This is a genomic window from Limosilactobacillus caecicola (genome assembly GCF_943192935.1).
Taxonomy (GTDB): Bacteria; Bacillota; Bacilli; order Lactobacillales; family Lactobacillaceae; genus Limosilactobacillus; species Limosilactobacillus caecicola.
On record NZ_CALPCI010000002.1, the window covers coordinates 268,278 to 295,115 of the forward strand.

Annotated in this window: 26 protein-coding genes and 2 pseudogenes; 12 read left to right on the forward strand and 16 right to left on the reverse strand. The window is 44.7% G+C overall.

Features of this window, described 5'->3' with window-relative positions; all coding sequences use genetic code 11:
- Positions 1-103: 103 nt before the first annotated feature.
- From NFR43_RS03935 to NFR43_RS03970, 8 genes and pseudogenes are all read left to right on the forward strand, one after another.
- A pseudogene (locus NFR43_RS03935) lies at positions 104-511 on the forward strand (MATE family efflux transporter); the annotation flags it as partial.
- Positions 512-690: 179 nt separating this feature from the next.
- Complete coding sequence (locus NFR43_RS03940; RefSeq protein WP_251546654.1) at positions 691-3,012, forward strand: P-loop NTPase family protein; 2,322 nt, start codon at positions 691-693, stop codon at positions 3,010-3,012.
- Positions 3,013-3,038: 26 nt separating this feature from the next.
- Entirely contained in the window at positions 3,039-3,884 is an 846-nt protein-coding gene (locus NFR43_RS03945; RefSeq protein WP_251546656.1) for an alpha/beta hydrolase, read from the forward strand.
- Positions 3,885-3,897: 13 nt separating this feature from the next.
- Positions 3,898-4,395 (forward strand): phosphatidylglycerophosphatase A family protein, encoded by a 498-nt coding sequence (locus NFR43_RS03950; protein ID WP_251546658.1) that lies wholly within the window; start codon positions 3,898-3,900, stop codon positions 4,393-4,395.
- Between the two features lie 133 nt (positions 4,396-4,528).
- Positions 4,529-5,287, forward strand: a complete 759-nt coding sequence (locus tag NFR43_RS03955; protein ID WP_251546660.1) for an NADPH-dependent oxidoreductase — start codon at positions 4,529-4,531, stop codon at positions 5,285-5,287.
- Between the two features lie 126 nt (positions 5,288-5,413).
- Positions 5,414-5,683 carry an ACT domain-containing protein gene (locus NFR43_RS03960; protein WP_251546662.1) on the forward strand — a complete coding sequence of 90 codons (270 nt, stop codon included), beginning with the start codon at positions 5,414-5,416 and terminating at the stop codon, positions 5,681-5,683.
- A gap of 15 nt (positions 5,684-5,698) precedes the next feature.
- Positions 5,699-7,042, forward strand: coding sequence for a PFL family protein (locus NFR43_RS03965; protein ID WP_251546664.1), 1,344 nt, complete (start codon positions 5,699-5,701; stop codon positions 7,040-7,042).
- Between the two features lie 153 nt (positions 7,043-7,195).
- Positions 7,196-7,543, forward strand: a pseudogene (locus tag NFR43_RS03970) (HAD family hydrolase); the annotation flags it as partial.
- Positions 7,544-7,605: 62 nt separating this feature from the next.
- On the opposite strand, the gene NFR43_RS03975 reads toward NFR43_RS03970, so the two are convergent.
- Both NFR43_RS03975 and NFR43_RS03980 read right to left on the reverse strand, forming a co-directional pair.
- Positions 7,606-8,784: an acetyl-CoA C-acetyltransferase gene (locus NFR43_RS03975; protein WP_251546666.1), complete on the reverse strand. Its 1,179-nt coding sequence runs from the start codon at positions 8,782-8,784 to the stop codon at positions 7,606-7,608.
- 10 nt (positions 8,785-8,794) lie between these two features.
- Entirely contained in the window at positions 8,795-9,652 is an 858-nt protein-coding gene (locus NFR43_RS03980) for a patatin-like phospholipase family protein (RefSeq protein WP_251546668.1), read from the reverse strand.
- A 253-nt stretch (positions 9,653-9,905) separates the two neighbouring features.
- On the opposite strand from NFR43_RS03980, the gene NFR43_RS03985 reads away from it, so the two are divergent.
- The 3 genes from NFR43_RS03985 (at position 9,906) to pnuC (ending at position 13,239) form a co-directional block, all read left to right on the forward strand.
- Positions 9,906-11,312: a C69 family dipeptidase gene (locus NFR43_RS03985; protein WP_251546670.1), complete on the forward strand. Its 1,407-nt coding sequence runs from the start codon at positions 9,906-9,908 to the stop codon at positions 11,310-11,312.
- A 71-nt stretch (positions 11,313-11,383) separates the two neighbouring features.
- The gene (gene pepI, locus NFR43_RS03990) at positions 11,384-12,265 is read left to right on the forward strand and encodes a proline iminopeptidase (RefSeq protein ID WP_251546672.1); all 882 of its coding nucleotides are present in this window, start codon (positions 11,384-11,386) and stop codon (positions 12,263-12,265) included.
- Between the two features lie 236 nt (positions 12,266-12,501).
- Positions 12,502-13,239, forward strand: a complete 738-nt coding sequence (gene pnuC / locus NFR43_RS03995; protein ID WP_251546674.1) for a nicotinamide riboside transporter PnuC — start codon at positions 12,502-12,504, stop codon at positions 13,237-13,239.
- Between the two features lie 37 nt (positions 13,240-13,276).
- On the opposite strand, the gene NFR43_RS04000 is transcribed toward pnuC, so the two are convergent.
- Complete coding sequence (locus NFR43_RS04000) at positions 13,277-13,825, reverse strand: RNA 2'-phosphotransferase (protein WP_251546676.1); 549 nt, start codon at positions 13,823-13,825, stop codon at positions 13,277-13,279.
- 79 nt (positions 13,826-13,904) lie between these two features.
- On the opposite strand from NFR43_RS04000, the gene NFR43_RS04005 reads away from it, so the two are divergent.
- On the forward strand, positions 13,905-14,777 hold the full coding sequence (locus tag NFR43_RS04005) for an NAD(P)-dependent oxidoreductase (RefSeq protein WP_251546678.1): 873 nt from the start codon (positions 13,905-13,907) through the stop codon (positions 14,775-14,777).
- An 88-nt stretch (positions 14,778-14,865) separates the two neighbouring features.
- Here the strand turns inward: NFR43_RS04005 and NFR43_RS04010 are convergent, their stop codons facing one another.
- The 13 genes from NFR43_RS04010 to parE all read right to left on the reverse strand — a co-directional run bounded on the left by NFR43_RS04010 (position 14,866) and on the right by parE (position 26,776).
- Positions 14,866-15,408, reverse strand: coding sequence for a GNAT family N-acetyltransferase (locus NFR43_RS04010; protein WP_251546680.1), 543 nt, complete (start codon positions 15,406-15,408; stop codon positions 14,866-14,868).
- A gap of 137 nt (positions 15,409-15,545) precedes the next feature.
- Positions 15,546-16,139 (reverse strand): NAD(P)H-dependent oxidoreductase, encoded by a 594-nt coding sequence (locus tag NFR43_RS04015; RefSeq protein WP_251546682.1) that lies wholly within the window; start codon positions 16,137-16,139, stop codon positions 15,546-15,548.
- 15 nt (positions 16,140-16,154) lie between these two features.
- Entirely contained in the window at positions 16,155-16,679 is a 525-nt protein-coding gene (locus tag NFR43_RS04020; RefSeq protein ID WP_251546685.1) for a TetR/AcrR family transcriptional regulator, read from the reverse strand.
- 125 nt (positions 16,680-16,804) lie between these two features.
- Positions 16,805-17,341: a peptide-methionine (S)-S-oxide reductase MsrA gene (msrA, locus tag NFR43_RS04025; RefSeq protein WP_251546686.1), complete on the reverse strand. Its 537-nt coding sequence runs from the start codon at positions 17,339-17,341 to the stop codon at positions 16,805-16,807.
- 15 nt (positions 17,342-17,356) lie between these two features.
- Positions 17,357-17,773, reverse strand: coding sequence for a peptide-methionine (R)-S-oxide reductase MsrB (gene msrB, locus NFR43_RS04030; RefSeq protein WP_251546687.1), 417 nt, complete (start codon positions 17,771-17,773; stop codon positions 17,357-17,359).
- 101 nt (positions 17,774-17,874) lie between these two features.
- Positions 17,875-18,375, reverse strand: coding sequence for an ECF transporter S component (locus NFR43_RS04035; RefSeq protein ID WP_251546688.1), 501 nt, complete (start codon positions 18,373-18,375; stop codon positions 17,875-17,877).
- Between the two features lie 11 nt (positions 18,376-18,386).
- Positions 18,387-19,232 carry a PfkB family carbohydrate kinase gene (locus NFR43_RS04040; protein ID WP_251547084.1) on the reverse strand — a complete coding sequence of 282 codons (846 nt, stop codon included), beginning with the start codon at positions 19,230-19,232 and terminating at the stop codon, positions 18,387-18,389.
- Between the two features lie 104 nt (positions 19,233-19,336).
- Positions 19,337-19,720, reverse strand: coding sequence for a DUF1634 domain-containing protein (locus tag NFR43_RS04045; protein WP_251546689.1), 384 nt, complete (start codon positions 19,718-19,720; stop codon positions 19,337-19,339).
- On the reverse strand, positions 19,720-20,568 hold the full coding sequence (locus NFR43_RS04050) for a sulfite exporter TauE/SafE family protein (protein ID WP_251546690.1): 849 nt from the start codon (positions 20,566-20,568) through the stop codon (positions 19,720-19,722). Before NFR43_RS04050 ends, NFR43_RS04045 begins: the two co-directional genes overlap by 1 nt.
- Before the next feature lie 82 nt (positions 20,569-20,650).
- A complete protein-coding gene (locus tag NFR43_RS04055) occupies positions 20,651-21,043 on the reverse strand; it encodes an iron-sulfur cluster biosynthesis family protein (protein ID WP_251546691.1) in 393 nt (130 codons plus the stop codon).
- Positions 21,044-21,158: 115 nt separating this feature from the next.
- On the reverse strand, positions 21,159-22,091 hold the full coding sequence (locus NFR43_RS04060; protein ID WP_251546693.1) for a manganese-dependent inorganic pyrophosphatase: 933 nt from the start codon (positions 22,089-22,091) through the stop codon (positions 21,159-21,161).
- A gap of 101 nt (positions 22,092-22,192) precedes the next feature.
- Positions 22,193-24,697 carry a DNA topoisomerase IV subunit A gene (gene parC / locus NFR43_RS04065; RefSeq protein ID WP_251547086.1) on the reverse strand — a complete coding sequence of 835 codons (2,505 nt, stop codon included), beginning with the start codon at positions 24,695-24,697 and terminating at the stop codon, positions 22,193-22,195.
- A gap of 60 nt (positions 24,698-24,757) precedes the next feature.
- A complete protein-coding gene (parE, locus tag NFR43_RS04070) occupies positions 24,758-26,776 on the reverse strand; it encodes a DNA topoisomerase IV subunit B (RefSeq protein WP_251546695.1) in 2,019 nt (672 codons plus the stop codon).
- Between the last annotated feature and the right edge of the window lie 62 nt (positions 26,777-26,838).

The window sequence follows — 26,838 nt, forward strand, 5'->3', positions numbered from 1 at the left end:
CCCGCGGAATCGTAATGTTCTTGCGGCTTTTTTATTATTTGTTATGGATAAATATTCATATAAAACGTATAATATTGAATAACTTAATCAGGGAGGAAAAGGCATGCAAACATCCGCGATTTCAAAAGAAGTTGGTCATTACATCTTACGCAATATCATTGCGATGCTCGGTACCTCACTGTACGTCATTATTGATACGCTCTTCATCTCGGTGGCTGCTGGCCCACTAGGTTTAACAACTTTGAACCTGGCGTTACCGGTATTCAATCTCTTTAATGCAACCGGACTCTTACTAGGAGTGGGTGGGGCAACGCTCTTTTCCTTAAATAAAATCCAACATCCCGAACGCATTACCAACCTCTACAGCCAATTAATGATTCTTGCTGGCGGATTAGGCATGATCATCGCCTTATTAATCACCATCTTCCCGGTCCCAGTTGTTGACTTTCTCGGTGCCGATCAAGCCACCCGTCAGTTAACGGTGACTTATTTACGGATTGCTGTCTGGGCAGCAGTCCCACTTACTGAAATTGCCGTCGCTAGTTTAGGAGCAACCATCGTGGGTGGCAATCTCAAAACATTAAAGAAATTTTCAAGTCAATAACGTTCTAATAGGGAGATCACTTGAAATCTGTGAATAAATAGCGGAAAATAAAACTGTATTCCTAATATTGGAGATAAAATTTAACCATGGTAAATGATAATAAAACAACCGGCAACGATATTAATACGAACCGGATCAATATTCTGCATAATAACCAACCAGAGCAGATGCGAATCGAAAACATTTTCGATAGCAAAACCTACCCCCAAATTGTCGGGGTGACTGGGCAAATTAGTCCCGAATTTTTAAATAAGTACTTGGCTGACTTCGTCCAAGTAGAAATCGCCATTGGTAATTTACCAACTCGCCACCACTATACCTCGATGGAAAACGTCACTAAAGACGCTTTAGCCACCGCTTTATTGCAGACTGCGAATAAGGAATCCATCCGTCTTTTTCAAAATATGAGCTCCCAGCTGCAAATGGCCGCCATCGCGGGAGTTTTAAAACTCGAAACGGCACCAACCCAGGTGATCCACTCGCGCTTTTTCCTACTGGGGAACCCCGTAACTAAGCAAACACGGGTGGTTCTGGGCTCGGTTGATCTCACGGAACCGTCGTTCGACAGTAATGCCAACCGTTTTGAAGAGATCATGATCTTTGATGACCAACCATTGTATGACCAGTTATTAAAGCACTTCAAGGAGGACCTCCGGCCAGTCTTACAGCCATACTTTACAAACGAGTTATTGACGGTTGCCGAAAAGCAACTCAAAGCCCTCAAGGCGGCAAAAGGCGAGAATGACAACGTGATTATCCTTTCCAATGATGACACTGATGAAATCTCCCAACGCGAAATGACGAACCTGATTGCGGATGATGTTCAACACCAAATTGATAAGCAACACCTCAGCGCCGGCGTTACCCTGGCAATGAGAAACGTGACTGATAATCGGACGCAGGACCAAGACCGCGAAGAACGGGCGATTAAACAGCGGGATACCGTTCTTATGCTTGAAAAGGAATCTGTGTCACCGCGGGCAGCCCGGCCAAAAATTAAAAAGCGTGAAGTTATTGCGGAAAATATCAAGGATGCCATGAATGCCTCTGTCTCTCCACAGGACCTTGCTGTTGAGAAAAAGTACACGACCTTCCTCTATGATCGGCCGTTGGAACGAAACATTGCGCACAATAAAACTGGGTTGTACACCCCAAATGACGCTGGAACCTTCCCAATTGCTTTTGGTAAATTAGCAACCATCACTCAGATTCGGGACGGGATCCACCAAATTCAGGACGTCATTAAGGGCTATCAGCAATTTGTTGTCGACTTTACTCCGGAATACGGAAAACGCTACTATGAAGCGATCATGTATGCTTTTACAGCGCCCTTCCTGTGGGAAATTCGTCAAAAGGCGAGTCTCAATCCGGAAGATGGGAATGATATTCCAAACTTCCTCATTTTGGGAGCGAGTGCTGGTTCGGGAAAAACCACGCTACTGCGGATTATTAATCAGTTTACCTGGAATACGGACAATTCATTAATTGACTTTGGGACTATTTATCCAACGGGAACGAGTCAGCGTAAGGCTAAAACAATGCAAGCACTGGAAGCCTATATGAAACAGGGAAGTTCATACCCAGTCCTCGTAGACGAAATTGAACCGTACTTCTTCCAACAACCCCAATATAGTCGGCGGTTGATTGTCGATACGATGAACCAGTTGGTTAATAGTCCGAAACCGTATGCGCCATTAATCGGGACGACCAACTATAATTCTGGCTTTACCATGCGGCGCGAAACAGCGCGGCGCACTTACTACCTCCAATTAGATAAGGTCATTGACAATGAAAAGAAGGGGGTCGCTTCGAAATACATCTTTGGTGTTCGGCAAAACCTTAATAACACCTTATTTAAGGATTTTGTGGTCCGGATGGCCAATTATCTCGAAGATGACAGTACGCCATGGCGGCTCTTTGATCACACCACTGGCCAATTAGACTTCCTAGCGACAACACGGAAAATTTTCCGGGACTACTACAAGTTGATTGACGAGGAGGTTCCCGAATACTTCTCAGATGGCTTAAGGGATGACTTTGGCGAAAATGCCCGGAGCAAGTGGGCGAAGTTGTACATCACCCAAAAGAAGGACTTTATCTTCCACGAAGAAAAAAACAGTTTGTTATTTGACATTACGCGGTTAACCACGTTTAATGGTTTTGAAAAGGATTCGATTGAGGAATATCGAAACGCCTTACCAGTTGAAATCTGTGTCGATGGGGTTAACGGTAAAAACGGTAAATTCGTTGAGCTCAAGGCACCAGCCTTTTACAATTGGATTGGGGTTGAAAATCCGCAATTGCATCCTGAAGAAACCACGAATGACGAAAATCCAGTCGAGGAGAGCTTGGATGACGAAACACCAAAGAAGAGAAAGAAAGGCTTCTGGGCCCGGTTATTCGGTTAAAATTTACGTGATGGAAGGTGAGGGAAATGCTGACGAAAATCGGTCGCATTTCTTTGCAAATTCTCATTGGTTTAATCTTACTAGCAGTCTTTGTCCAACTCTATCTGTTACGGGGTACCAAGTGCCAAACCATTACGACCAGTAATCAACGGGTGAGGTACCAATCAACCCCGACACTCGTCATTCCCGGTTGGGGCGGTAATTCGTGGACCTATCAAAAACTGATTCAGACCGCTCAACAACAAAATGTTGCCGAAAAAACAATGACCGTCTGGGTTTCTCCAAGCGGCCATGTCCGGGTCAAAGGCCATTTGAACAACCATAACCCAATTATTCAATTGTTGTATGATTGGAACTACACACCGACCTATCACCAGCAAACCCGTGAGCTCACCCGAGCTTTAAAGGTTCTTCACCAGCAGTATCATATCAAGAGCATGAATGTGGTTGCCCATTCATACGGTGGCACCGAATGGCTCCACGCTTACATTGGATCCCGTTACCTTCAAAAACACATCCGGTTTCCGAAGGTGATTTTGTTAGGAGTTCCAGTTGATGAAACCTTCGGTGAACGAACTAAATTTACAAAATGGCTCTTTAAAAAGTCGACGGATACCAACTTTTTGCGTCTTGAAAAGCTGGTGAAAGTTACATCACTGATCCACATTGGAACCATCTACAATTGGATGGGGTCCACCGGTGACCGCACAGATGGCGAAGTCCCGCATATTCAATCAGAAATGTTACGAATCCTCATCAAAAATCAAAAGGTCCACTACCGTGAGCACGTCTATTCAAACACCAATCACGTCCAACTTCACCAAAAGAAAGTCATTTTAAACGATATTATGCACGTACTTTGGTACAAATAATTAGGAGGGGCATATGCAAAATAGCCATTTCAAATACCCAGATACAAAAGCCTATGATTTTGTTGTGGATTCACTTAAAAGGCGGGGAGTAACGATCGATGACCTTGCTAACTTGGTCTATAAAATGCAGGCTGAGTTTATTCCTGAATTGACCAACGATGATTGTCGAAATGCGGTCATTGACGTCATGCACAAGCGAGAATTTCTCAATAATGCCATGGTGGGGCTCGAACTTGACCGTCTTACGGAGACGGGACAAGTGGCAGAACCACTCGCGTCAATTATCCGTAATGATGCTGGCGTTTTCGGCGTTGATGAAGCCTTGGCACTGCAAATTGCTGAATTATACGGTACCATCGGGGTAACAAATTTTGGGTACCTTGATCGCGTGAAATCCGGGATTATCAAAGAATTTGACACTGATGGGGACCACGTCAATACCTTTATTGACGACCTCTTGGGCGCGATCGTTGCGGCCGCCTGTGGTAAATTAGCCCACCAAGACGCTTAAATAACCTAATAAAGCATGGCAATGGTGTTGACCACTGTTATGCTTTTTAAATTTTTGGCAGATTAATTGGTAATTAGGTTATTTTAACTATATAATAGTAAGCAACAATTCATAAAAAAAGAAGGGGTTTACAATGACTAGTAATTTTACAATTAACCACCAATTAGAACACCGGACAATTCGAAAGTTCAAGGACCAAACGCTCACTGCGGACCAGCTCCAAACTCTATATCGGGTCGCGAGTCAAACATCCACCAGTATGTTTATGCAACAAGCCTCCATCATGCATATTACCGATGATAATTTGCGGGCAAAAATCCGTCAAATCAGTGGTCAGCCATACGTTGGCGCCAATGGAGACCTCTTCATTTTTATTGTCGACCTGTACCGAAATCAGCAAATTCGGCACCACAACGGCTTCGATGATGGTCGTTTACACACCACCGATATCTTTTTCCAGGGAATGGAGGATACTGTCCTCATGTTGCAAAATATGGCCATTGCAGCAGAAAGCATGGGCCTGGGGGTCACCATTTTAGGCTCGATTAACGATCATCCGGCAGAATTGGTCAAGGTATTACAGCTGCCAAAGTTAACGTTCCCGGTCCTTGGCTTGCAGGTGGGGGTTCCGGATCAAAAGCCACAGTTAAAACCACGTCTGCCACTCGAGATGATGAGCTTTGAAAATCAGTATGCAACTCAGGTTAATTTTGAACAACTTGCTAAATATGATCAAATTGTCACCAACTATTATGACCTTCGTGACACCAGCAAGCGTATTGACTCCTTTACTAACCAAATCGATGGTCAGAAATTAGCCAAGCGCAGTATTGATCGGGATCAAATTGTGCAGGTCTTACATGACCAAGAATTGTGCTTAGATTTTAAGTAATTAATGAACCACTGCAGTTCCCCAGCTCAGGGCTGCAGTGGTTTTATTAATTTAGGGCTTTTTTAAGCTCCCGCACGGCTGAGATATGATAGAATGAAACAAAATTGAAAGCGAGGAGAATGAAAGATGAAGTCCATTTTAACTGTACTCGGTGAAGACAAGGTTGGGATTATCGCAGAAGTTAGTGCGCTCTTAGCCAAGAACAACATTAATATCCTGGACGTTTCCCAGACCATTATGCAGGGTAATTTCGTCATGATGATGGCGATAAACGTCCCAACTGGCATGAATAACCGTGAATTAAATGAGGCCTTTAGTTCACTCGGCAAGAAACTAGGGGTTGAAATTACAGTACGGAATGCCAAAATCTATGACGCCATGCACAATCTAGACTAGGAGGGCCAGACCGTCATGAATTCAGAACAGATTTATGAAACTCTGCAAATGATTAGTAACGAAAACTTGGATGTGCGAACCATCACGATGGGAATTTCGTTACTTGACTGCATTGACAGTGATAGTGACCGGGCCTGCCAAAAGATTTACGATAAAATTACCCAAAAAGCTGGCAAACTAGTCCAAGTAGGTCAACAGATTGAAGCTGAATATGGAATTCCCATTGCCAACAAACGGGTGACGGTGACCCCAATTTCGTTAATTGCCGCTGCTTCACATGATAATAATTATGTAAAGTATGCGCAAACTTTGGATCGGGCTGCCAAGGCCATCGGAATCGACTTCATTGGTGGGTTTACCGCTTTAGCGCAAAAAGGCTACCAGGAAGGTGACCGAATCCTCATTAATTCCTTACCGGAAGCCTTAACGGAAACGGACTATGTGTGTGCCTCCGTGAATGTCGGTTCGACCAAGAGCGGCATTAATATGGACGCCGTGGCCCAAATGGGGGCGGTCGTGGTGGATGCTGCCAACCGGGATTACATGAATAATGCCAAATTGGTGATTTTCTGTAACGCGGTCGAAGATAATCCTTTCATGGCCGGGGGCTTCCACGGGGTCAGCGAGCCCGACACTGTTATCAATGTGGGGGTTTCTGGTCCTGGAGTAGTTAAGAACGCTCTGGAAAAGGTGAAGGGACAACCAATGGACGTGGTTGCTGAAACCATCAAGAAAACCGCCTTTAAGGTCACGCGGATGGGCCAATTAGTCGGTAGCTTAGCTGCCGATGCATTAAAGACTCCCTTTGGGATTGTCGACTTATCGTTAGCACCGACTGCAGCCGCTGGTGACTCCGTTGCTGAAGTGTTAGAAGAAATTGGGGTTTCCCAAGTCGGTACTCATGGGACTACCGCTGCTTTGGCCATGTTAAATGATGCGGTCAAAAAAGGTGGCCTGATGGCCTGCAGTCACGTTGGTGGATTGTCAGGGGCCTTCATCCCCGTTTCTGAAGACGCTGGAATGATCAAGAGTGTCGAAGACGGTACCCTCAATATTGCTAAATTAGAAGCAATGACGGCGGTTTGTTCAGTGGGGCTAGACATGATTGCTGTCCCTGGTAACACACCAAAAGAGACTATTAGTGCAATGATCGCTGATGAGGCTGCCATTGGGATGATCAACAGCAAGACCACCGCCGTCCGGGTGATCCCTGTTCCTGGCAAAACTGTTGGGGACACCGTCGAGTTTGGGGGGCTGCTCGGCCACGCGCCAATTATGGCTGTCAATCCTGCTGAAAGTAAACGGCTAATTGAACGTGGCGGGACCATTCCAGCACCCGTTCACAGCTTTAAGAACTAATCTGGAGAAAGTCAAATGGCTGACAAAATATTAACTTTCGATTGTTATGGGCACCTTACTGAATACCAACGGAGTGTACGACTTTATTGAAAATTATGCTGAAAAGCATGGTTTGTCAGGAGCGCATGCGCGACAAATTTACCTTGCCTCCGTTACCTCAAAGATCAGGGCTGGCAATTAGTGTTGATGTCCAATACCAGTCACAATCTGATGCGAAAAAGCCTTGAACAATTCGCTGGTTTGATCGATGACGTTATCCTGGCAGATGATGTGCATTGCTATAAACTGGATTTGCATTCCTTCAAAGCCGCTCAACAAAAATATGGTTTTGACAACTCCAATCATATCTACATTGCTAATGGTTACTGGTGGGACATTGTTCCTTGCACCAAGCTGGGCTGGCGAAAAATTTGGGTGCATCGCGAGGGATACCTAGGCAATCCACGGGAACAACCATACCAGGAAATTCAAAACTTAGCACAAATTAGCAAAATTCTATAATTAAAACGGTGACTAAACCAAGTAAGAAAGGGGTTAGCCACCGTTTATTCGTTATTGAATGATTATTTCCGGGTAATTAACGTTGCGGCACCCATGCCACCGCCAATACATAAACTAGCCACGCCGGTTTGAACATGACGCCGTTGCATCTCATATAACAGGGTGACAATAATCCGCGCACCCGAAGCACCTAGTGGATGGCCAAGGGCCACCGCACCACCATTCACGTTCACTTTTGCCATGTCCAACCCCAGACGATGAATCACAATCAATGATTGGGCCGCAAAAGCTTCGTTCAGTTCAAACAGGTCAACATCATCCTGGGTGATTTCGTACTTGGCAAACAGCTTTTGCATCGCGTAATAGGGACCAATTCCCATAATGGATGGATCAACCCCAACCGTGGTGTTCCCGCCCCAATAACCAATGATTGGTAAATGATGATCTTGGGCATACTGCTCAGAAGTCATCACCACGGCCGCTGCACCATCATTAATTCCTGACGCATTACCAGCCGTGACCCGACCATCTGAGCGAAAGACTGGCTTTAGCTTGCTCAACAGTTCCATGGAAGTCTCCCGAATCGGCTCATCGTCCTTAACCAGGGTCGCCTGGTGATGGCGATCAGTCACTCGAACCGGGGCAATTTCGTCTTCAAACCGACCCGCAGCACGCGCGGTCAGGGCCTTTTCCTGACTTCGCAAGGCAAATTGGTCAATGGCTTTACGGCTTTCTGGGTAGCAGTCGAGCAGCTTTTCCGTCGTTTCACCCATTGGATAACCACCATAGGCATCCTTAAGCCCATCTTCCAGCAATGAATCAATCAATTGACCATCACCAAAGCGGTAACCAAACCGGCCTTTCGGTATCAAATAGGGGGCGTTCGACATACTTTCCATCCCGCCAGCCACGACAACCTGCGCTTCTCCTAACAGAATCTGTTGGGCTGCAAACCGAATCGCTTGCATTCCAGAACCACAAACATCATTGATCGTTGTGGCGGGAACGATTTGGTCAATTCCGGCCTTTAGAGCGGCTTGGCGTGCCGGGTTTTGACCTTCCCCAGCCGTTAGCACGTTGCCCATGAAGATTTCCTCAACGTCCTGCACTGACACCTGAGATTGCTCTAGACTCGCTTTAATGACTGCTGCTCCCAGCTCAACAGCAGTCTTGGTCGCCAATTGACCACCCAGTTTACCGATGGCGGTTCGCTTCGCACCCACGAAGACTACTTTATTCATGCTGCATTCCTCACTTTGCTAAATAATCTGTCAAAAGTGGCAATAATTCTTCAGCTTGCTGTTGACCCTGATGGTATAGTTCAGCTAATTTATCAGTATTATTTTCGAGCCGGCCCACTTTGACCATATTTTCTGGCGAGAAAGTAAACCACTTTCCTTGATCAGTCATTTTATTAACCATTTCAACCTGCCGATTGTACATCTCAGGACGTTGAATACCCACTTCAGCAAAGCGGGGCGCGTCCTTGAAAGTACGATGATAAACCTGTCTAACTAACCGCGAGCTTGGTTTCTTTCGATAATCACGGGGGCGCGTCCGCACGATCACAATCTTGTCATAACCTTGAGCCTGGGCCACATCGTAAGGAATCGAATCAGCGACCCCACCATCTAAACAGGCCCCCTTGGAAGTCATTTGTGGTTCCATAATAAAGGGCATAGAACACGAAGCCTTGAGGTCATCTTCTAGTTCTTGGCCAGTTGGCTTCTCAAAGGTCACTGTTCGTCCAGAGGAAACTTGCGTAGCCACGATCGTAAAATTAGAGGCAGACCGTTGATAAGCACGCTCGTCGAGATTATGCCAGTCCCAACCATGGTCTTGAAATAGGAAATCCAGGTTTAAGATATCCTGGTGTTTAAAGAGGTGACGAAAAGAAATGTAATCCTTATCTTTCCGATAATGAGTGTTCACGTGGACCATCCGCCCGTACTGTTTTGCTACGTATTGAACACCACAGAGCGCACCCGCAGAAACCCCGATGACACTGCGAAATTCGATGTGGTGGGCCAAGAACGCATCCGTAATGCCAGTGGAGTATTGCCCACGCATTGCGCCACCTTCAAGAACCAAAGCCGCATTGTACAACATTAGTAAGATTCCTCCATTCAGTTGCGTAATGGGTTTATTTTACCATTATTAGGGTAGTGGGGATAGTTTTGTTTTGGTTTAACCATATTGCATTATGTAAAGTCATTGATAACAGTTAAAACTTGTGGGATATTTGTTTACTATTATCGGAATAAACGACAAAACTAATGATTTTGCTGTTCGTTTGAGCCATGAAAGGGGTAAAATAAGGGTAGATGTTAAAATGTTGACAATATTGAAAGGGGAAATTTGAATGCCTTGTACAACGATTTTAGCAGGTAAGAAAGCCACTGCAGATGGTTCCACATTAATTTCGCGGAACGAAGACTGCGGTTTTACTTTTAATCAAAAACACTTTGTCATTGTAAAGCCTGAAGATCAACCAACGGATTATACGTCCGTGACCTCCAAGGTTCAAATTAAGTTACCGGACAACCCGATGCGGTATTCTGCTGTCCCAGGGATTGCTTCCCAACAAAAGAAGATGGGAATCTGGGGCGAAGCCGGCATTAATGACGCCAATACCGCCATGTCAGCAACTGAAACTATCACCACTAATTCCCGTGTCTTAGGAATTGATCCCTTAGTCAAGAAAGGAATTGGTGAAGAGGATATCGTCACCATCGTTTTGCCATATATTCATTCAGCTCGTGAAGGGGTCCAACTATTAGGACAATACCTCGAAAAATATGGTACCTATGAATCAAACGGGGTGGCCTTTAGCGATAAGGACGAAGTTTGGTACATGGAAACGATTGGTGGCCACCATTGGGCTGCTCAACGAATCCCTGACGATTCCTACGTGGTTGCACCAAACTGGTTCAGTATTACCAACTTTGATTTTGATTCTGAAGATACAATGGCTTCCGCCGACCTCCAATCAATGATCGACGACAATCATTTAAACACGGACCCAACCGGCAAGTATAACCTCCGTCATATTTTTGGTAGCCACAAGGACTCTGATTTCCGTTACAACGTGCCACGGGAATGGTACATCCAACGGCTCTTTAACCCAAGCGATGTCGAAGAACCAGACAATCCAGACCTGCCATTCATGAAAAAGCCAGAACGCTTATTGACCGTTGAAGACGTCAAGTATGCGCTGAGTTCTCGTTATCAACGGACGCCTTATGACCCTTACGATGAAAAAGGAACCGCTGCGCAACGAAATGCCTTTCGGCCAGTTGGCTTCCAACGGAATGCGGAAGTCCACATCTTACAAGTACGGAGTGATGTACCCGCTAAAGAGGCCGGTATTTGCTGGTTATCGTTTGGTCCAAACGCCTTTAACGCCGTTGCCCCATTCTATACCAATGTGTTAGACACGCCAGCCGAATACAAAAATACGCAAACGCACTTTGATATCCAAAATATCTACTGGGTTAACCAACTATTGGCAACGATTGCGGATGGTCACCCACGGCGTTACCAACAAACGTTGGAAAACATGGTTCAAAATGTCATGGCTGCTGGCCGGCGTGTTCTGCGGGAAACTGATCCGGCTGCTGCCAAGCTTGATGGGGCAGAATTACAAAAGGCATTGCAAGACGCTAACGCCAAAACTGCCCAAGCTGCTTACAAGTTCGCCATGAAGTGCCTTGGTGAAATGGTTGAAAATGGGGCCCTCAAGCTGAATTTGAACTACGGTAATGAATAAATAAAGTTAATCGGCAACGTCTAGCTCCAGTGAACGGGAGCTGGGCGTTTTTTCTGCGAAAGGATTCAAATATGCAAATACAAGAAGGCTATGTACCATTCGGTAAATACCAAACTTATTACCGGATCGTTGGTAACGAAAGCAAGAAGCCGCCCTTATTATTACTCCATGGTGGGCCTGGATCGACTCATAACTACTTTGAAGTCCTTGATGATTTAGCAGCCCAGGATCAGCGACAAATCATCATGTATGACCAGGTGGGGTGCGGCAAGTCATCTGACCTTGCTGATCCGAATGATTACAATCAGGAGACGTGGGTCAAAGAATTGATCAACCTCCGTGAGTACCTGCACCTCGATCAACTCCATTTGTTAGGACAATCGTGGGGTGGCATGCTGGCGATCATCTATTGTTGTGATTATCATCCACAGGGCCTTAAAAGTGTGATTTTAGCTAGTACTCTGTCTTCGGCCCGGTTATGGAGCAGTGAACAACATCGCTTGATTAAACAACTACCGGCCGCTGAACAGGCGGCAATCGCCCGTGCTGAACAAACTGGTGATTACCATACGAAGGATTACTTAGCAGCCAACCATCATTACATGCAGCTCCATGCTCAAGCAGACCCGACATCAAGCAGTCCTGAATGCCTCCGCCGGCCGAAGAGGGTTGGAACGGTAGCTTACGAAACCGCCTGGGGGCCAAACGAATATACACCGATCGGGAATCTACGGGATTACGAATACACAGATCAATTAGAACAATTAACGGTCCCGGCCCTGATTACTGATGGGACAAACGACCTGTGTACGCCACTCGTTGCCAAGACGATGTACGATCACATTCCAAACGCCAAGTGGCAGCTCTTTCAGGGATGTCGGCACATGGTATTTACCGAACGCCTGAAAGAATATCAACAATTATTAATATCTTGGCTAAATCAACATGATTAATTTAATGGTCAATCAGTCCGCTGTTTATTTTTTCGTGAGTAAAAAATTTTTAAAAACGGCAGCAAGTTTAATAACGTGAACCATACTCATTGATCAATGAACCACATTCCGTTACTTTTTTAAAGTTATCCATGCTATACTGGTTAACCAGTGACAGAATTGTCCAAGATGCCTGCGGGCGGATAAGGCACGGTTGAAACGACCGTGAACCTAAATTATTAAAGGAGTTTGTATCAATGGGAAATTCTCATGAAAACTATTTTGTTTGGTTGTTTAGACAATTAAAGGGGTGGCCAATTCAAAACTACATGTTGTGGTTTTTCGCCTTTGGCTTCCAATTAGCACTATTAATTGAGGCTAAGGTGACAACCGTAACTGTTATCACCTTTATTGGAACTCTGCTTGGGACCCTCTGTGTCTTAGCGATCAATGCCACCAAAGCCATTAATGGTTGGCTGGGTTTGATCAGTGCCGCATGTTTCATTTATGCTGGCTGGGCTGCCAAAAATTACTTATCAATTTTTGAACAGGTCGCATATATTGCGACCTTGGACCTGCCCGTAATTTTGGCAATCAATTCGTGGAACGATGATACCAAGAACCACCTGCGGAAATTTGGGGCCAAACAATGGGCAATTGCAATTATCGGGACGTTGTTAGTGTACGTCATTTCCGGCTACCTAATTGGCAAGTTTACGAATGACCCACGGCCTTGGATTGATGCCATCAGTTTCTCCATTAGCTTAACAGCTGGGATCATGTGCTTCATGCGATACAACAACCAGTACTTCTGGTGGCTAGCATCAGGGATCTTCCAATTAATTTTGTGGGGAGTGACCTACGCCCAGGGTGACGCCACCCTGGCAATGGCCATCAACAGTTTAATCTACGTGATTAATGATATTCTCGCCTTTACGGTTAGTCCTTGGTTCAACCACGGTCGGCAAAAGGCAGGATTAAATAAAATCGAATAACGAGAAAATCCGTCAGGAAACACATTCCTGGCGGATTTTAGTTTGGAAATTGAATGTAGCGGGGCGGGAGCTCATCACATAGCCAAACGCGGCCGTTGCCGACGTAGAATTTGATGCCATCCGCAACAGCCTGCTTCGTGTTAATTTGAAGAATCACCGGTCGATTATCGTGCCGACGCCCCACCTCGGTGGCCATTGGCACATCTGTGGAAAGGTGGACGTACTGACGTTTCATTGGCAATAGGCCTAACTTCTTAATGCTTGGCATGAAGCGACGGGCCGTCCCATGATAAAGGACCGCTGGTGGTGTTGCCTGATGATGACTGATAATGCCAGGAATGGAATGACCATAAAGTGCACAGATTTTGCCATCCTTAATTCGGAACCGTTCCTTATTCGCATGTGCCATGACTTGCTCAATCCGTGCTTGTGTCAATGGTGGATTAAAGTGATGGACCCGGTTAAAAGCAGCCAATAATTGCGAAAGGTCGGTATAGCCGTACTGGTCTAATTGCAGTCCGTACTTATCTGGATTGTGCCGCAAAGCATAGGAAAGCTTTTTGCTAATGTAAACGTCTGGTTTCATAATTTGAGTCCTCCAGCATCATCAGTTTTTAGATTATTATATAATAGAGACAGCAAATAATATGAAGGTGATGGTTAAAATGAAAATTGGCTTTATTGGTACCGGGGTCATGGGGACCGGAATTATCAATAATCTCCTCAACCATGGTGAAGAAGTCACAGTCTATAACCGGACGAAAGCACACGCCCAAGTAGTGCTGGATAACGGCGCCCGGTGGGCCGACTCTGTTGCGGCATTAACCCAGCAAGCGGATGCGGTCTTCACCATGGTTGGTTTTCCAACGGACGTGGAAGAAATCTACTTTGGTGACCAGGGAATTATTGCAAATGCCCATGCGGGCCAATACTTGGTCGACATGACCACTAGTAAACCAGCCTTAGCCCAACGGATTGCAAAGGCTGGCCAACAAAAGGGCGCCCACGTTTTGGATACACCAGTTTCCGGTGGGGATGTCGGTGCACAAAAGGGAACCCTCACCGTGATGGTTGGTGGTCAACAAGCGGTATTGGATCAACTGAAGGGGCTCTTTGCCGAATTTTCCGCTTCCGTCAAGCTCTTTGGCCCCGCCGGTAGCGGTCAAAATGCTAAAATGGCTAACCAAATAATGATTGCGGGGACCATGACGGGAATGTGTGAAGCACTAGTTTATGCTAAAGCAGCCGATTTAAACTTAGCAGAAGTCATCGCGACTCTACAAGCTGGGGCCGCTGAAAACTTTAGTCTGGATTCATATGGCCCACGGATTCTTAAAGGAGACTACACACCAGGCTTCTTCGCCAAGCACTTTCTCAAGGACCTCCGCATTGCCTTGGAAACCGCTGAGGAAATGCAGATTGACTTGCCAGCAAGCAAAGAAGCCAAACAGTTATACGAAGTACTGGTTGATGATCAGCAATTGGGTAACGATGGTACGCAGGCGTTAATCAAACTGTGGTGGAACGAAAGCAAGTAAAAAGATGAGACTAATAATAGCCAAGAATCAGTAATGATCCTTGGCTATTATTTCATATGACATGTTGGTCATATGAAATTATTATAAATTAAGCTAACTTTTTCATTAACAAATAATCCGTTTGACGATCAGTCCCGACGACAAAAGTATGTTCACCAACGCGTTCAAAACCATAATGGTGGTAAAAGCCCTGCGCATTGTCATTATTTTCCCAAACGCCCAGCCAAACAGCCGGCTTATGCAACTCATCAGCAACTTCTAAAGCCGTTTTCATTAAACGACCACCGATATGTAGCTTCTGAAACCGTTGTAAAACATAGATGCGTTGAATCTCCATTGCCTCAGGATAATCAGGCTCAGTTTGCGATGAATCCCAGTTAAGCTTCAAATATCCAGCAATCTGACCGTTGAGGTTATAAAAGTACGTCCGACTGTCTACAGCATTGATTTCATCCCGTAATTGGTTGATTGAATAGTTAGTATCTAAAAATTCCTTGAGGTCGGCTGGGTCATTGTCAGCACCAAATGTTTCAGTAAAGGTTTGTTTAGCAATCTTTTGCAACCGTTCCAAATCCATTGGATCGTCAGTCACTAATTGCAAGTGGGGATCATTAACCGTATTAAGTGCCATAAAAATTACCTCCGGTAGTTAATTAATTCGTTGCTTAAACAATACCGTGGATTAGTGGCCCCTGTCAAAATAATTATTTTACTTTACATAATATATATTAAGCAAAGTAGTTATAATTTAAATCAGTGGTCCCCTCATTAAGATTTGAATTGTTGGTGAACGAGCCGGTTTAAATAACGTTGCCGGCGTTGAGCAGTTGAATGCGTAATGCCACCAAAGTTTTGCCAATGACGATCGCGAAAGCCAAGTTGCCTCAAGGTTTTGTTAACAAAAATCTTTTGAACAGCATTTCCCATCCACAACCGTAAATACCAGGTTGGTGAAGTTGAAGTTGTCAGAACATAGCAATGTTTGATGTTGGAAAGCTCACCGTGAATGCCAGTCCTCGTCACAGTATGGGATAAACCTGGGCCTTCCTTCATCACTTTATCAATGAATCCTTTCAACATTCCCGGGATACTATTCCACCAAACGGGTGTAATAAAGATAATTGCTGACGCCCGTTGAATGGACGTCAAATAATCCTTGACTAATGGATCAACAGTTTGACCAGCCTGATAAAGGCTCAATTCATGGGTTGAATAACGTGGATCAAAATTGTCGGTATACAAATCAATGGTCCGAAAGCTTTGCTGATGTTCCTGTAAATTATGTTCCACGGTCGTCAGAACGGCGTGGTTAAAGCTATGATCATACGGATGACAATAGATAATTAAAATTTGTTCGTTCATTGGTAATTCCTTCCGTTAGTTTAATTCGGTCAACGCTGCTGCAACTAGTACGGGATCGTATTCGATGATGTGATTGATGATCAACGAAGTATATCCCTGAATAAACGACCACAACTTAATCAACAAATGTTCATCACTGCAATTGCCATGATTAGCTTCGTGGACAATTTGACGAACTAAATTCAAAAATGAAAAATCTTGGACCGGGTGACGCATAATATTAATCGCCTGTGGATTGAAGAATAAAAAACTCATTAAATTTGGCTCCAATTGAAATTGATCACACAATTGTTGAGCAATTTGTAACAATTGATCCTCAGGTGATCGATTCCGGTTTAGTGATAAACCTTGAACAAATTGTGCAGATAGTTCAATGGTGGCCTGTTTAAATAAGGCATCTTTACCTTCAAAGTGTTTATAAATCGCTGTGGCGGATAAGCCTAAGGCTTTTGCTAATTTCCGCATTGAAAATTGTTGATACCCTACCTCGCGAATCTGTTGAATCGTCATTGTCATAATTTTTTGCTTCGTAGACGGCATGTGTTCCTCCTAGTTAACAGTGTTAACCATATCTTTTGAGACTATGTTAACACCGTTAACTAGCAAAGACAAATAAAAACCACCCCCAAAGGTGGTTTTTATCATTCGTGTTAATCAATCAACACTCACTTTTGCCAATGCTCTTTGATAAACTGCTCCCGTCCCCCTGCTTCTTCAATCGCATAGTGTAACTGATCTTTTTTATAGAAGTCCTGGTGATATTCTTCAGCTGGGTAAAATGGTTGAGCTGGCTCAATTTTAGTAACGATTGGCTGATCAAATCGTTCACTAGCCGCTAGCGCTGCTTTGGATTTTTCAGCTAACTGCTTTTGTTTTTCATCTTGATAATAGATTACAGGACGGTACTGATCCCCGCGATCTTGAAACTGTCCCATTGCGTCAGTCGGGTCTGTGACCTGCCAATAATATCCGAGTAACTTAGAGTACGGCATGATAGTCGGATCGTAGGTAATCTCAACGGCTTCAGTATGGCCAGTTGTACCAGAACACACCTCTTCATAGGTCGGGTGAGGAACATGACCACCTGTATAACCACTCACAACCTTTTCAATGCCTGGTAAGGAATCGAATGGCTGGACCATGCACCAAAAACACCCACCAGCAAAAATTGCTGTCTTTAACTGTGCAGATTGTTCTGCCATGATTGCTTCCCTCCCTTAGTCAAATAGCTGACGGTATTCACCATAGCCACGGGCTTCTAATTGGTCATAGGGAATAAAATCCAGTGCTGCAGAATTAATGCAATAACGTAGTCCGCCCTGATCAACCGGTCCGTCAGTGAAAACGTGACCTAAATGCGAGTCCGCGTCAGGGCTGCGAACTTCCGTCCTTTCCATCCCGAGCGACTGATCACGATGCATGGTTAACTTGGTAATTGGTTTCGTAAACGCTGGCCAACCACAACCAGAGTCATATTTATCCTGACTCGAAAATAGTGGTTCACCGGACACAATGTCGACATAGATACCCCGTTCAAAGAAATTATCATACTTTCCAGTAAACGGTCGTTCGGTAGCGGCGTGTTGGGTGACCTCAAATTGTTCCGGAGTTAATTTATCTAAATCTTTCTTCATCTCTCTAACCTCCCGAAATAAAAAATAAAAAAGCATTCAACGGTTTCAGTTGAATGCAATTGTATTGAATCGCTCTACCAATGTCAATCACTTTTCGAGGGTTATAATTTAATGCGTTTGTTGATTGCCGGGACCACTAACTGGGCAATGATCACGCCGACAATTCCCTGCAATAAGTTAGTACCAATCCCTAGTAGTCCCGCAGTCCAGGTATATAATAACGAATCAGCAAAGAAGTAACAAATTACCATTACCAGTGCTGATATCATCAGGGCCAGCCATTGGGCCCCTTTATGGTTTCCTGCTTTACGGTACAGCCAACCAGCAATCAGCCCTTCTAGGCCATGTGCCAATAGTGAGAATGGTGCATATTGAGTAAAACCCGAAATCAGGTCCAAAAATAGGCCGCCTAGACCACCAACTGCCAATCCATAGACTGGCCCCAATAGCATTGCGGCAATTAAAATTCCCGCATCGCAAAGGTTAATATTACCGTGGGTCCACGGAATTGGAATGATAAAAATGCGGCCAAACACAATGGAAATAGCCAGCAATAATGCCCCAAAGATTAATCTTTTTAATTGGCGGACGGAATTATTCATAGCACTTCTCCTTAGTTCAATTCTGTCTTGGTGAGTTGCTGAATGAGGTGACCTAGCTTTAAACCATATTTACGGTCTGTAATTGGTTCCTGAGCAGTACTTTGGATGGCCGTGTAAATAAGCTGCGTTGCTTTTTTAACAGCGGCTTCTGTGGAGTTGCCACTCATTAACAATCCCAATAAAAGGGCCGCAAACGTATCTCCAGTCCCAAAAAAATGACCTGCAACAGCAGGATTACCAATAAACTGGAATTGATCCCCTCTTTGAGGAACCACACAACCAACCTGCCGACCAATTTTAACTCCCGTAATGATTACCTGAGACTTAATTTCAAATTCGATTAACCGCCTCAGTAGTTGCTGAGCTTTCTCTTGTGTCGCTGGTAAGGAAGGCTCTTCACCAGCCAGTAAACACAACTCGGTCCAATTAGGCGTAATGAGCGTGGCCTGCTGGCACAGTTGCCGGATTTCACCAACATAATCACTAGAAAGTCCTGGGTACAATTTTCCTTCATCCCCCATTACGGGATCAACAAAGATTGGTCCAGTTGTTTCAGTCATTTTCAACAGCCGGTTAATCGATGCCACGAGTTCGTCTTGGCCCAAATAGCCAACCAGAATTCCTTTAAAGTTGAGCCCTTGGACACGTTGCCAGTGGCGAATCGTTTTTTGCAACCAATCGTTGGTTGCTAATCGCTCTGGAGTACCGAAACCTTCTGTTTGAGTGGATAACAAGGCTGTTGGCAGCATGGCGGTCGTATAATCCAGCGCCTGCAGAATAGTTACCGCAGCGACTGTTGAAATCTGTCCCAGTGCTGAAAAATCTTCAATTACTAAGACCTCTTGACCGCTAATCATGTCCACCTTCATTCCCTCTCAATAGTTTAACTATACTGTTAAGTATACAGCAACTATCGGACCCGGCCAATAAAAAAGCCGAATTTTACCTCGGCACTTTCCATTTAAATTCCATACATTCCAATCACCATCGCAATCACCAAGATAATCATCACGATTGTGGTAATCCAAACATACAAGTGATCCTTCATGACCGCAAAAGCATAGATCGATACCAACACCCGGAGTGCTGGTGTCAAAATTAACAAAAATAATCCGGTCATAATCACAGCATATGGCTTGAACGATACCAAACCACGGCCAATTGCAGCGAAGGAATGGGGAAAACTATTACCAGCATAACCTGATTGACCACTGACGAAAAACATTACCAGACCGCAAACGATCACAATTGCTGAGATAATGACCCCAATTTGCATAATGACTGCAATCACTTTTTCAACCCGAGCCATTTCCGCGCGAGTTTGCGCGCTTTCTTTACTAGCCATTAGTTAATCACCCCACAACCTTTGAGAATCATCTGAATCCCCATGATAAAAAGAATTGGTACAAAGATCATTCGTAATAGCCGGGGCTGAATGCGCTGCATTAACCGGGTGCCAATTGCGGCCCCGATCAAAATACCGATTGCTAACGGTGCCGCAATGTGCGGATGAATTGACCCGTTAAAAAAGTAAACCGTCGCACTGGCAGCAGCGGTGACCCCCATCATTAAATTACTAGTGGCACTAGATGGTTTCAACGGCATTTTCATAATGGTATCCATCGCAATAACTTTGAAAACACCGCTACCAATTCCCAATAAACCACTCGCTAAGCCGGCAGCGTACATCATTGCAAAACCACCTGGAACGTGCGTCACCTGGTAATATTTCTCTTCTTGTGCTAATTGGTCATAATAAGAGCCCTGTAATTTAAGTTTAGTGGCCCAGCGGTCATCATCGACATTTGTAGCGTCTTGTTTAATCTTGCCACGGAGCTTTTGAACCATATTGTAAGTGGAGTAAATCAAAAAGAGACCAAAAATAACTTCGAGCCATTTCCCCTTAATCACTCCGGTTAAAATTGCTCCCGTAATTGCCCCAACGGTGGTGGCAATTTCTAAAAACATAGCGACACGCAGGTTCAATAAGTCATCTTTCAGGTACGCAATCGTGGATCCGGAACTCGTTGCAATCACTGCAATCACACTCGCCCCAATTGCATACCGCATTGGTAATCCCATCAAGACGCTGAGGATCGGAATAATAATCATTCCGCCACCAATGCCCAATAAGGCACCTAAAGAACCCGCAAAAATGCCGACGAACAGTAAAATGGCAGCTTGCGTTACCAAGGCCAATTCCCCCTTCATCTCAAACATTCTTACGGGTTCTTATTCTACTACATTTTTTCGTTTGAACAAATACCAAGACGACTTAACAATCGTGAGCTTTCATCATTTGCGGCTGGTCAAGCCCATCGGCACTTACGTCAAGAATTTCGAGGTCATCAGTCAGAAAACCATGAGGTGACTTTAAAGGCATTGTAAATGAGCTTTGATTAAAGGTGACTGTCATTTCATCATCAAACTGCGGTTTTGTATAGCCCTTATAAAAGATGGTTCCCAAGTTTGAATTAAAATTGGCGTCAAAATCTTTAAAGTCCTTATCTTTGTCCACAAAAATCAACTTAAAATTATCATCGAGTGAGCAATTACCGAGGGCGGAAAAAGGTCCTACCCCATCATCGTAGTCCAAAAGCATCTTCTTGTATGGGGCTAAGTAGCGGGCAAGCCGCTGATTAGCTTCATCAGTGAATGTTAGGTACATTGTAATCCCTCCTTTAATGACTATTATTATACACAATTTCGCTTTAGCTTACAAAATGTAAGTGTAGATAAAATAAAAAATCCTTCCAGTTAGGTGGAAGGATTCAAGACCATTGTTAGCCTTCAAAAGCGTCGGTCAATGGTGGGACCACTTGCTTCTTCCGGGAAACCACACCAGGGAGGTTCATCCGGTGTGCATCATTCAACTTCTTGCCAAAGGCCTTTTCAACTTTGTCAGTGTTGGCACCAACCACTAACAGGTCGGAATCACTGTTCAAAATGTTGGTAGCAATTAGGATAAAGGTATCGTAACCATTAGCATCCATCAACGATTGCATTTCCTTTTCAAGGTCTGCTTGACGAGCAAATACATCATCCAAATCTACCGTGTTGACTTGGCCAATACGAACGGTTGAGCCATTCAATTCAAAGGACTTGGCATCGCCGTCCACAATGTCGTTATCAGACTTAGCGTCCAGGTTAGTACCAGCCTTCAACATCTTAATACCATAGTCTTCGTAATCAACGTCAGCAATCTTAGCCAGCGCCTTCACTGCTTCACGATCATGGTCAGTCGTAGTTGGTGACTTAAGTAATAAGGTGTCAGAAATAATTGCAGATAACATCATCCCTGCTAAGTCAGCTGGAATGTCGATATGCTTATCTTCAAATAATTCGTAGATCACAGTGCTGACACAACCATAGGGACGCACAGTTGCCCATAGTGGTTGGGCAGTGTTGAAGTTAGCGATCCGGTGGTGGTCAACAAGGTGAGTAACTTGAACTTTGTCAATATCTTCGACACTTTGTTGAGGTTCGTTGTGGTCAACAAGCATTACCTGATCAACTTCGTTAGCGACCGTCTTTACAACCCGTGGAGCCGTCATATTAAAGTGGTCTAAGGCATACTTAGTTTCGTCGTTTGGTTCACCCAAAGCAACCGCTTCGGTCTCATAACCAAGTTGGTTTTGTAAATAAGAAAACGCCATCGCTGCAGTAATTGCATCGGTGTCGGGGTTTTGGTGACCAAATACTAATTCTTTACTCATAATGCTGGATTCCTCCTCAAAATAGTGATGCTTTCACATCTCATCACAAATAATCATATCACGTCTTGATCAATTCTTCAGAGTTTTTTTGGACAAATTACTTAATCAATGTCCAGACTCTCTTGTTCAGCTCCATGTCCTGCGCCTGTTTCCTGGGACATTGATTTATTTGCTGGGGTATCAGCACTGTCATCATCGACCGGTCCCTCAACATTGACAATCTTACGGCGCAATTTTACCGGCGTCCCCTGAGTATCGGTATCAATCACGAAGGTCCCATTCGACTTTGCTGTTCCCAAATGATGGTCGTCAACTAGAATGTCCTGGAATTCGGGACGATCAGTAATCACTTCAAAGGCGCCATGGAAATCTGCTGGATAAGATAAGAAGTCCACAATTTCATGGGGATTTTTCTTGAGCTTATGCAAAACAAGGACACCACGCCGGGCCCGGCTACCGACTTCTAATTCTTCTGCAGCCATTTCCTTAAAGGCTCCCCGTTGTGTGATGAGCGCCAACCGATCATCATCATGAGTCAGAACGAGGTTAACAAGTTCATCATCATCCTTGAGATTAATCGCCCGCACCCCTGCAGTCCGGGTCCCTTGGGTTGGCACTTCAGCAACATCAAAACGTAAACCGTAACCCTGTTTGCTAATCGCCGTCAGACTAACATTTTGATCTTGGGGTTCGTAATATTCGACGTTCACGACAGTGACATTGTCATCTTTAAGTTTCATTGCCACGCTGGCCCGACTCTTGTAGCGAGAGCCCGGCTTTAAGTCAGCTAAAGTCGTCTGCTTAACCTGGCCATCACTGGTAGCCATAATGACTGTTCCTGGCAAGTCCAATTTATCAAAAATCAATGCCGAAATGATCTCTTCATCATCAGCTAAACCAATTGATTGTGAAATGTGTTCACCAGTTTCTTTCCACTTCACATCGGCCAGTTCATGGATTGGGCGGTAAATGACGTGACCAAGGTTGGTAAACATGAACAGGTGACTAAGCGTTGAAGACTGCTGAACCAATAATGGGTAATCGTCTTCCCGGAGTCCATTATCGTCAAATGTGGAGGCCTTGAAACTCCGTAAACTGGTCCGTTTGATATAACCGGCATGGGAAACCATCACAATCACTTCTTCATCCGGAACAGTAACCTTAGTGTCCACCGTTAACTTTTGAATGTGTTGTTCAATTTGGGTTAACCGATCAGATCCAAATTCCTTATCAATGGCCTTCAGCTCTTTAACTAATACCCGATTGAGTTCTTGCCGATTATTTAAAATCTTATGATAACCATCAATGGCCTCGTTTAACCGTTTTTGCTCGTCTTCTAAGTCGGTCACATCGGTATTAGTTAACCGGTACAGTTGCAAGGCGACAATTGCCTCGGCTTGAGGCTGAGTAAATTGGTATTCAGTCATCAAGTTTTGAGTAGCGTCCTTACGGTTCTTACTTGCCCGAATTGTTTTGATAACTTGATCCAAAATCGAAAGGGCCTTAATTAGCCCTTCGACAATGTGCAGACGGGTCTGGGCCTTATTGAGATCAAACTCGGTCCGCCGGGTAATAATTTCCTGTTGGAATGCCAGATAGGATTTCAGGTAATGTTTTAAGCCGACTCGCATTGGCCGTTGCTGGTCAATGGCCACCATGTTGAAGTTATAATTAATTTGCAAATCGGTGTTTTTGAGCAGGTAATTAAGGATCCCCTTCGCATCAGCATTGCGCTTCAACTCAATCGCAATTCTCAAACCACTCCGGTCAGTTTCATCACGCGCTTCAGAGATTCCTTCAACCTTCTTGTTTAACCGCAAGTCGTTAATCCGCTTCACTAATTGGGCCTTATTAACTTCATACGGAATTTCGGTGACCGTAATTTGTTGACGACCACCACGAAGGTCTTCGATCGTCGTTTTCGCACGCAAAATTACCCGTCCACGGCCTGTTTCGTAGGCTTTCTTAATCCCTTCAACCCCCTGAATAATTCCACCAGTTGGAAAATCAGGGCCTGGGACAAATTTCATCAGTTCGTCAAGACTGGCTTCCGGATGTTTCATCAGGTAGATCAACGCCTGAATCAATTCCCGCAGGTTGTGTGGCGGAATTTCCGTTGCATAACCTGCTGAAATCCCAGTGGCTCCATTGACGAACAGGTTTGGGATCCGTGCTGGCAGAACGGTTGGTTCCTTTTCGGTATCGTCAAAGTTCAACGTCATTTCGACGGTGTCCTTATCAATATCCCGTAACATTAGCCCCGCAATCTTGCTTAACCGAGCTTCGGTGTAGCGCATGGCAGCCGGTGGATCACCATCCATGGAACCGTTATTACCGTGCATCTCTACTAGCGGCTCGCGTAATTTCCAATCCTGGCTTAACCGAACGAGCGCTTCGTAAATGGAACTATCACCATGGGGGTGAAAGTTACCCATGACGTTTCCGACAGACTTGGCTGACTTCCGGAAGCCCTTATCATAGGTGTTACCGTCCTTGTTCATTGCAAACAGAATCCGGCGTTGGACCGGCTTCAAGCCATCGCGAATATCCGGCAAGGCCCGTTCTTGAATAATTGATTTGGAATAACGACCAAAGCGATCGCCCATTAGTTGTTCCAAAGTCAGTTCTTCGATTTTATCGCTCACTTGGCACTATCCTTTCTAAAGCTATTGTTGATTCCAAGTTTGAATGGTTGGCGTGGGATTAGATTGCTTTGTTGTCCGCCCTTTATTTTCAACCAATTCATCTGATTCTTTATCATCAGTCATCGTAAATTGAACATTTTCTTCAATCCATTCCCGACGCGGCTCAACCTTGTTCCCCATTAAAGTGGTAACTCGTTTTTCAGCTAGTTGGGCATCTTTAATTTGGACCCGGATCAGCGTCCGCGTTTCTGGGTTCATCGTGGTTTCCCATAACTGGTCAGCATTCATTTCACCAAGTCCCTTAAAACGTTGGAGCGAGGCTGATTTACCCATTTTCTTCGTTAATTTAGTTAATTCATCGTTTGTCCAAGCATAGGTAATCTTGGTTTTCGCACCCCGCCCCTGTTGCAAACGGTACAACGGCGGTAAAGCAATGTAGATCTTGCCAGCTTCAATCATTGGTCGCATGTACTTGTAGAAGAACGTTAACAGGAGGATTTGAATATGGGCACCATCATCGTCGGCATCAGTCATGATAATGATCTTGTCATAATTTGAATCTTCCACATTAAATTCAGAGCCAACCCCAGCACCCACTGTGTAAATAATGGTGTTCAGTTCTTCGTTTTTCAAAACGTCATCAAGTTTTGCCTTTTCGGTGTTCAACACCTTCCCACGTAATGGCAAAATTGCCTGGAATTTCCGGTCTCGGCCTTGCTTAGCTGAACCACCTGCTGAATCACCTTCGACCAGGAAGAGTTCATTCTTTTGAGCATTTTTGGATTGGGCCGGCGTTAACTTACCAGATAGGTTCCGTTCCTTCCGGCTCCGCTTTTTGCCATTCCGCGATAGGTCACGAGCTTTACGAGCAGCTTCGCGCGCTTGACGAGCCTTCACTGCTTTACGGATCAGCGTTTGTGCAAAGTCGCCGTTTTCCATTAACGCATAATTAAGCTGTTCACTGACGATACTATCCACAATCTTGCGGGCTTCCGGAGTTCCCAATTTATCCTTCGTTTGGCCTTCAAATTGCAAAATTCGTTCCGGAATACGGACAGAAACCACTGCTGTCAATCCTTCGCGAACATCGCTACCTTCCAAATTCTTATCACGATCTTTTAGCAACCCAGTTTTACGAGCATAATCATTAAAACTCTTGGTCCAAGCGCTACGGAAACCAGCTTCATGAGTCCCTCCGTCTGGGGTTCGAACGTTATTAACGAACGACAAGATGTTTTCAGAGTAACCATCGTTATATTGGGCGGCAACCTCCACTTCGACCCCGTCTTGTTTTCCCGCAAATGACAAAATTTTGCCTAGGGTGTCCTTATCCTCATTTAAGTATTCCACGAAATCTTGAATACCGTTTTCGTATTGGAAGGTTTGCGTTTGTTCCTGACCAGGACGTTGATCAGTTAAAGTAATTTTCAAGCCCTTCAACAGAAAGGCTGATTCGCGTAACCGTCGCGCAAGGGTATTGTAGTCGTAAACCGTTGTCGAAAAAATTTGGGGATCCGGTTTAAACGAGACCGTTGTCCCACTCGAATCACGAGTTTTCCCTAATTTTTTTAAGGTGCCAATTGGTTGACCACCATTTTCAAACTTTTCTTGATAGCGAACGTGATCCCGCACAATTGTTAACGTTAGGTTAGTTGATAGAGCATTGACTACTGAAGCACCAACCCCGTGCAGTCCACCGGAAGTTTTGTAACCATCGGCCTGGCCAAATTTCCCACCGGCGTGTAACACCGTCATAATGACTTCAGGGGTTGGTTTCCCACTGGCGTGCATGCCAACGGGCATCCCCCGACCGTGATCTTGCACGGTAATTGAATTGTCAGCACCGATGGTGACATTGATTTCATCACCGAATCCTGATAGGGCTTCATCCACGGAATTATCGACAATTTCGTATACTAAATGATGAAGGCCATATGTATCGGTCGACCCGATATACATCCCCGGCCGTTTCCGCACGGCCTCTAATCCCTTCAGGATTTTAATTGAGGATGAATCATATTTATATTCTTCTTTTGCCACTAACGGGTCCTCCTCACTTTTTTCAAAACTGTATAGCATATCCAGTCTACTCGAATTATTTA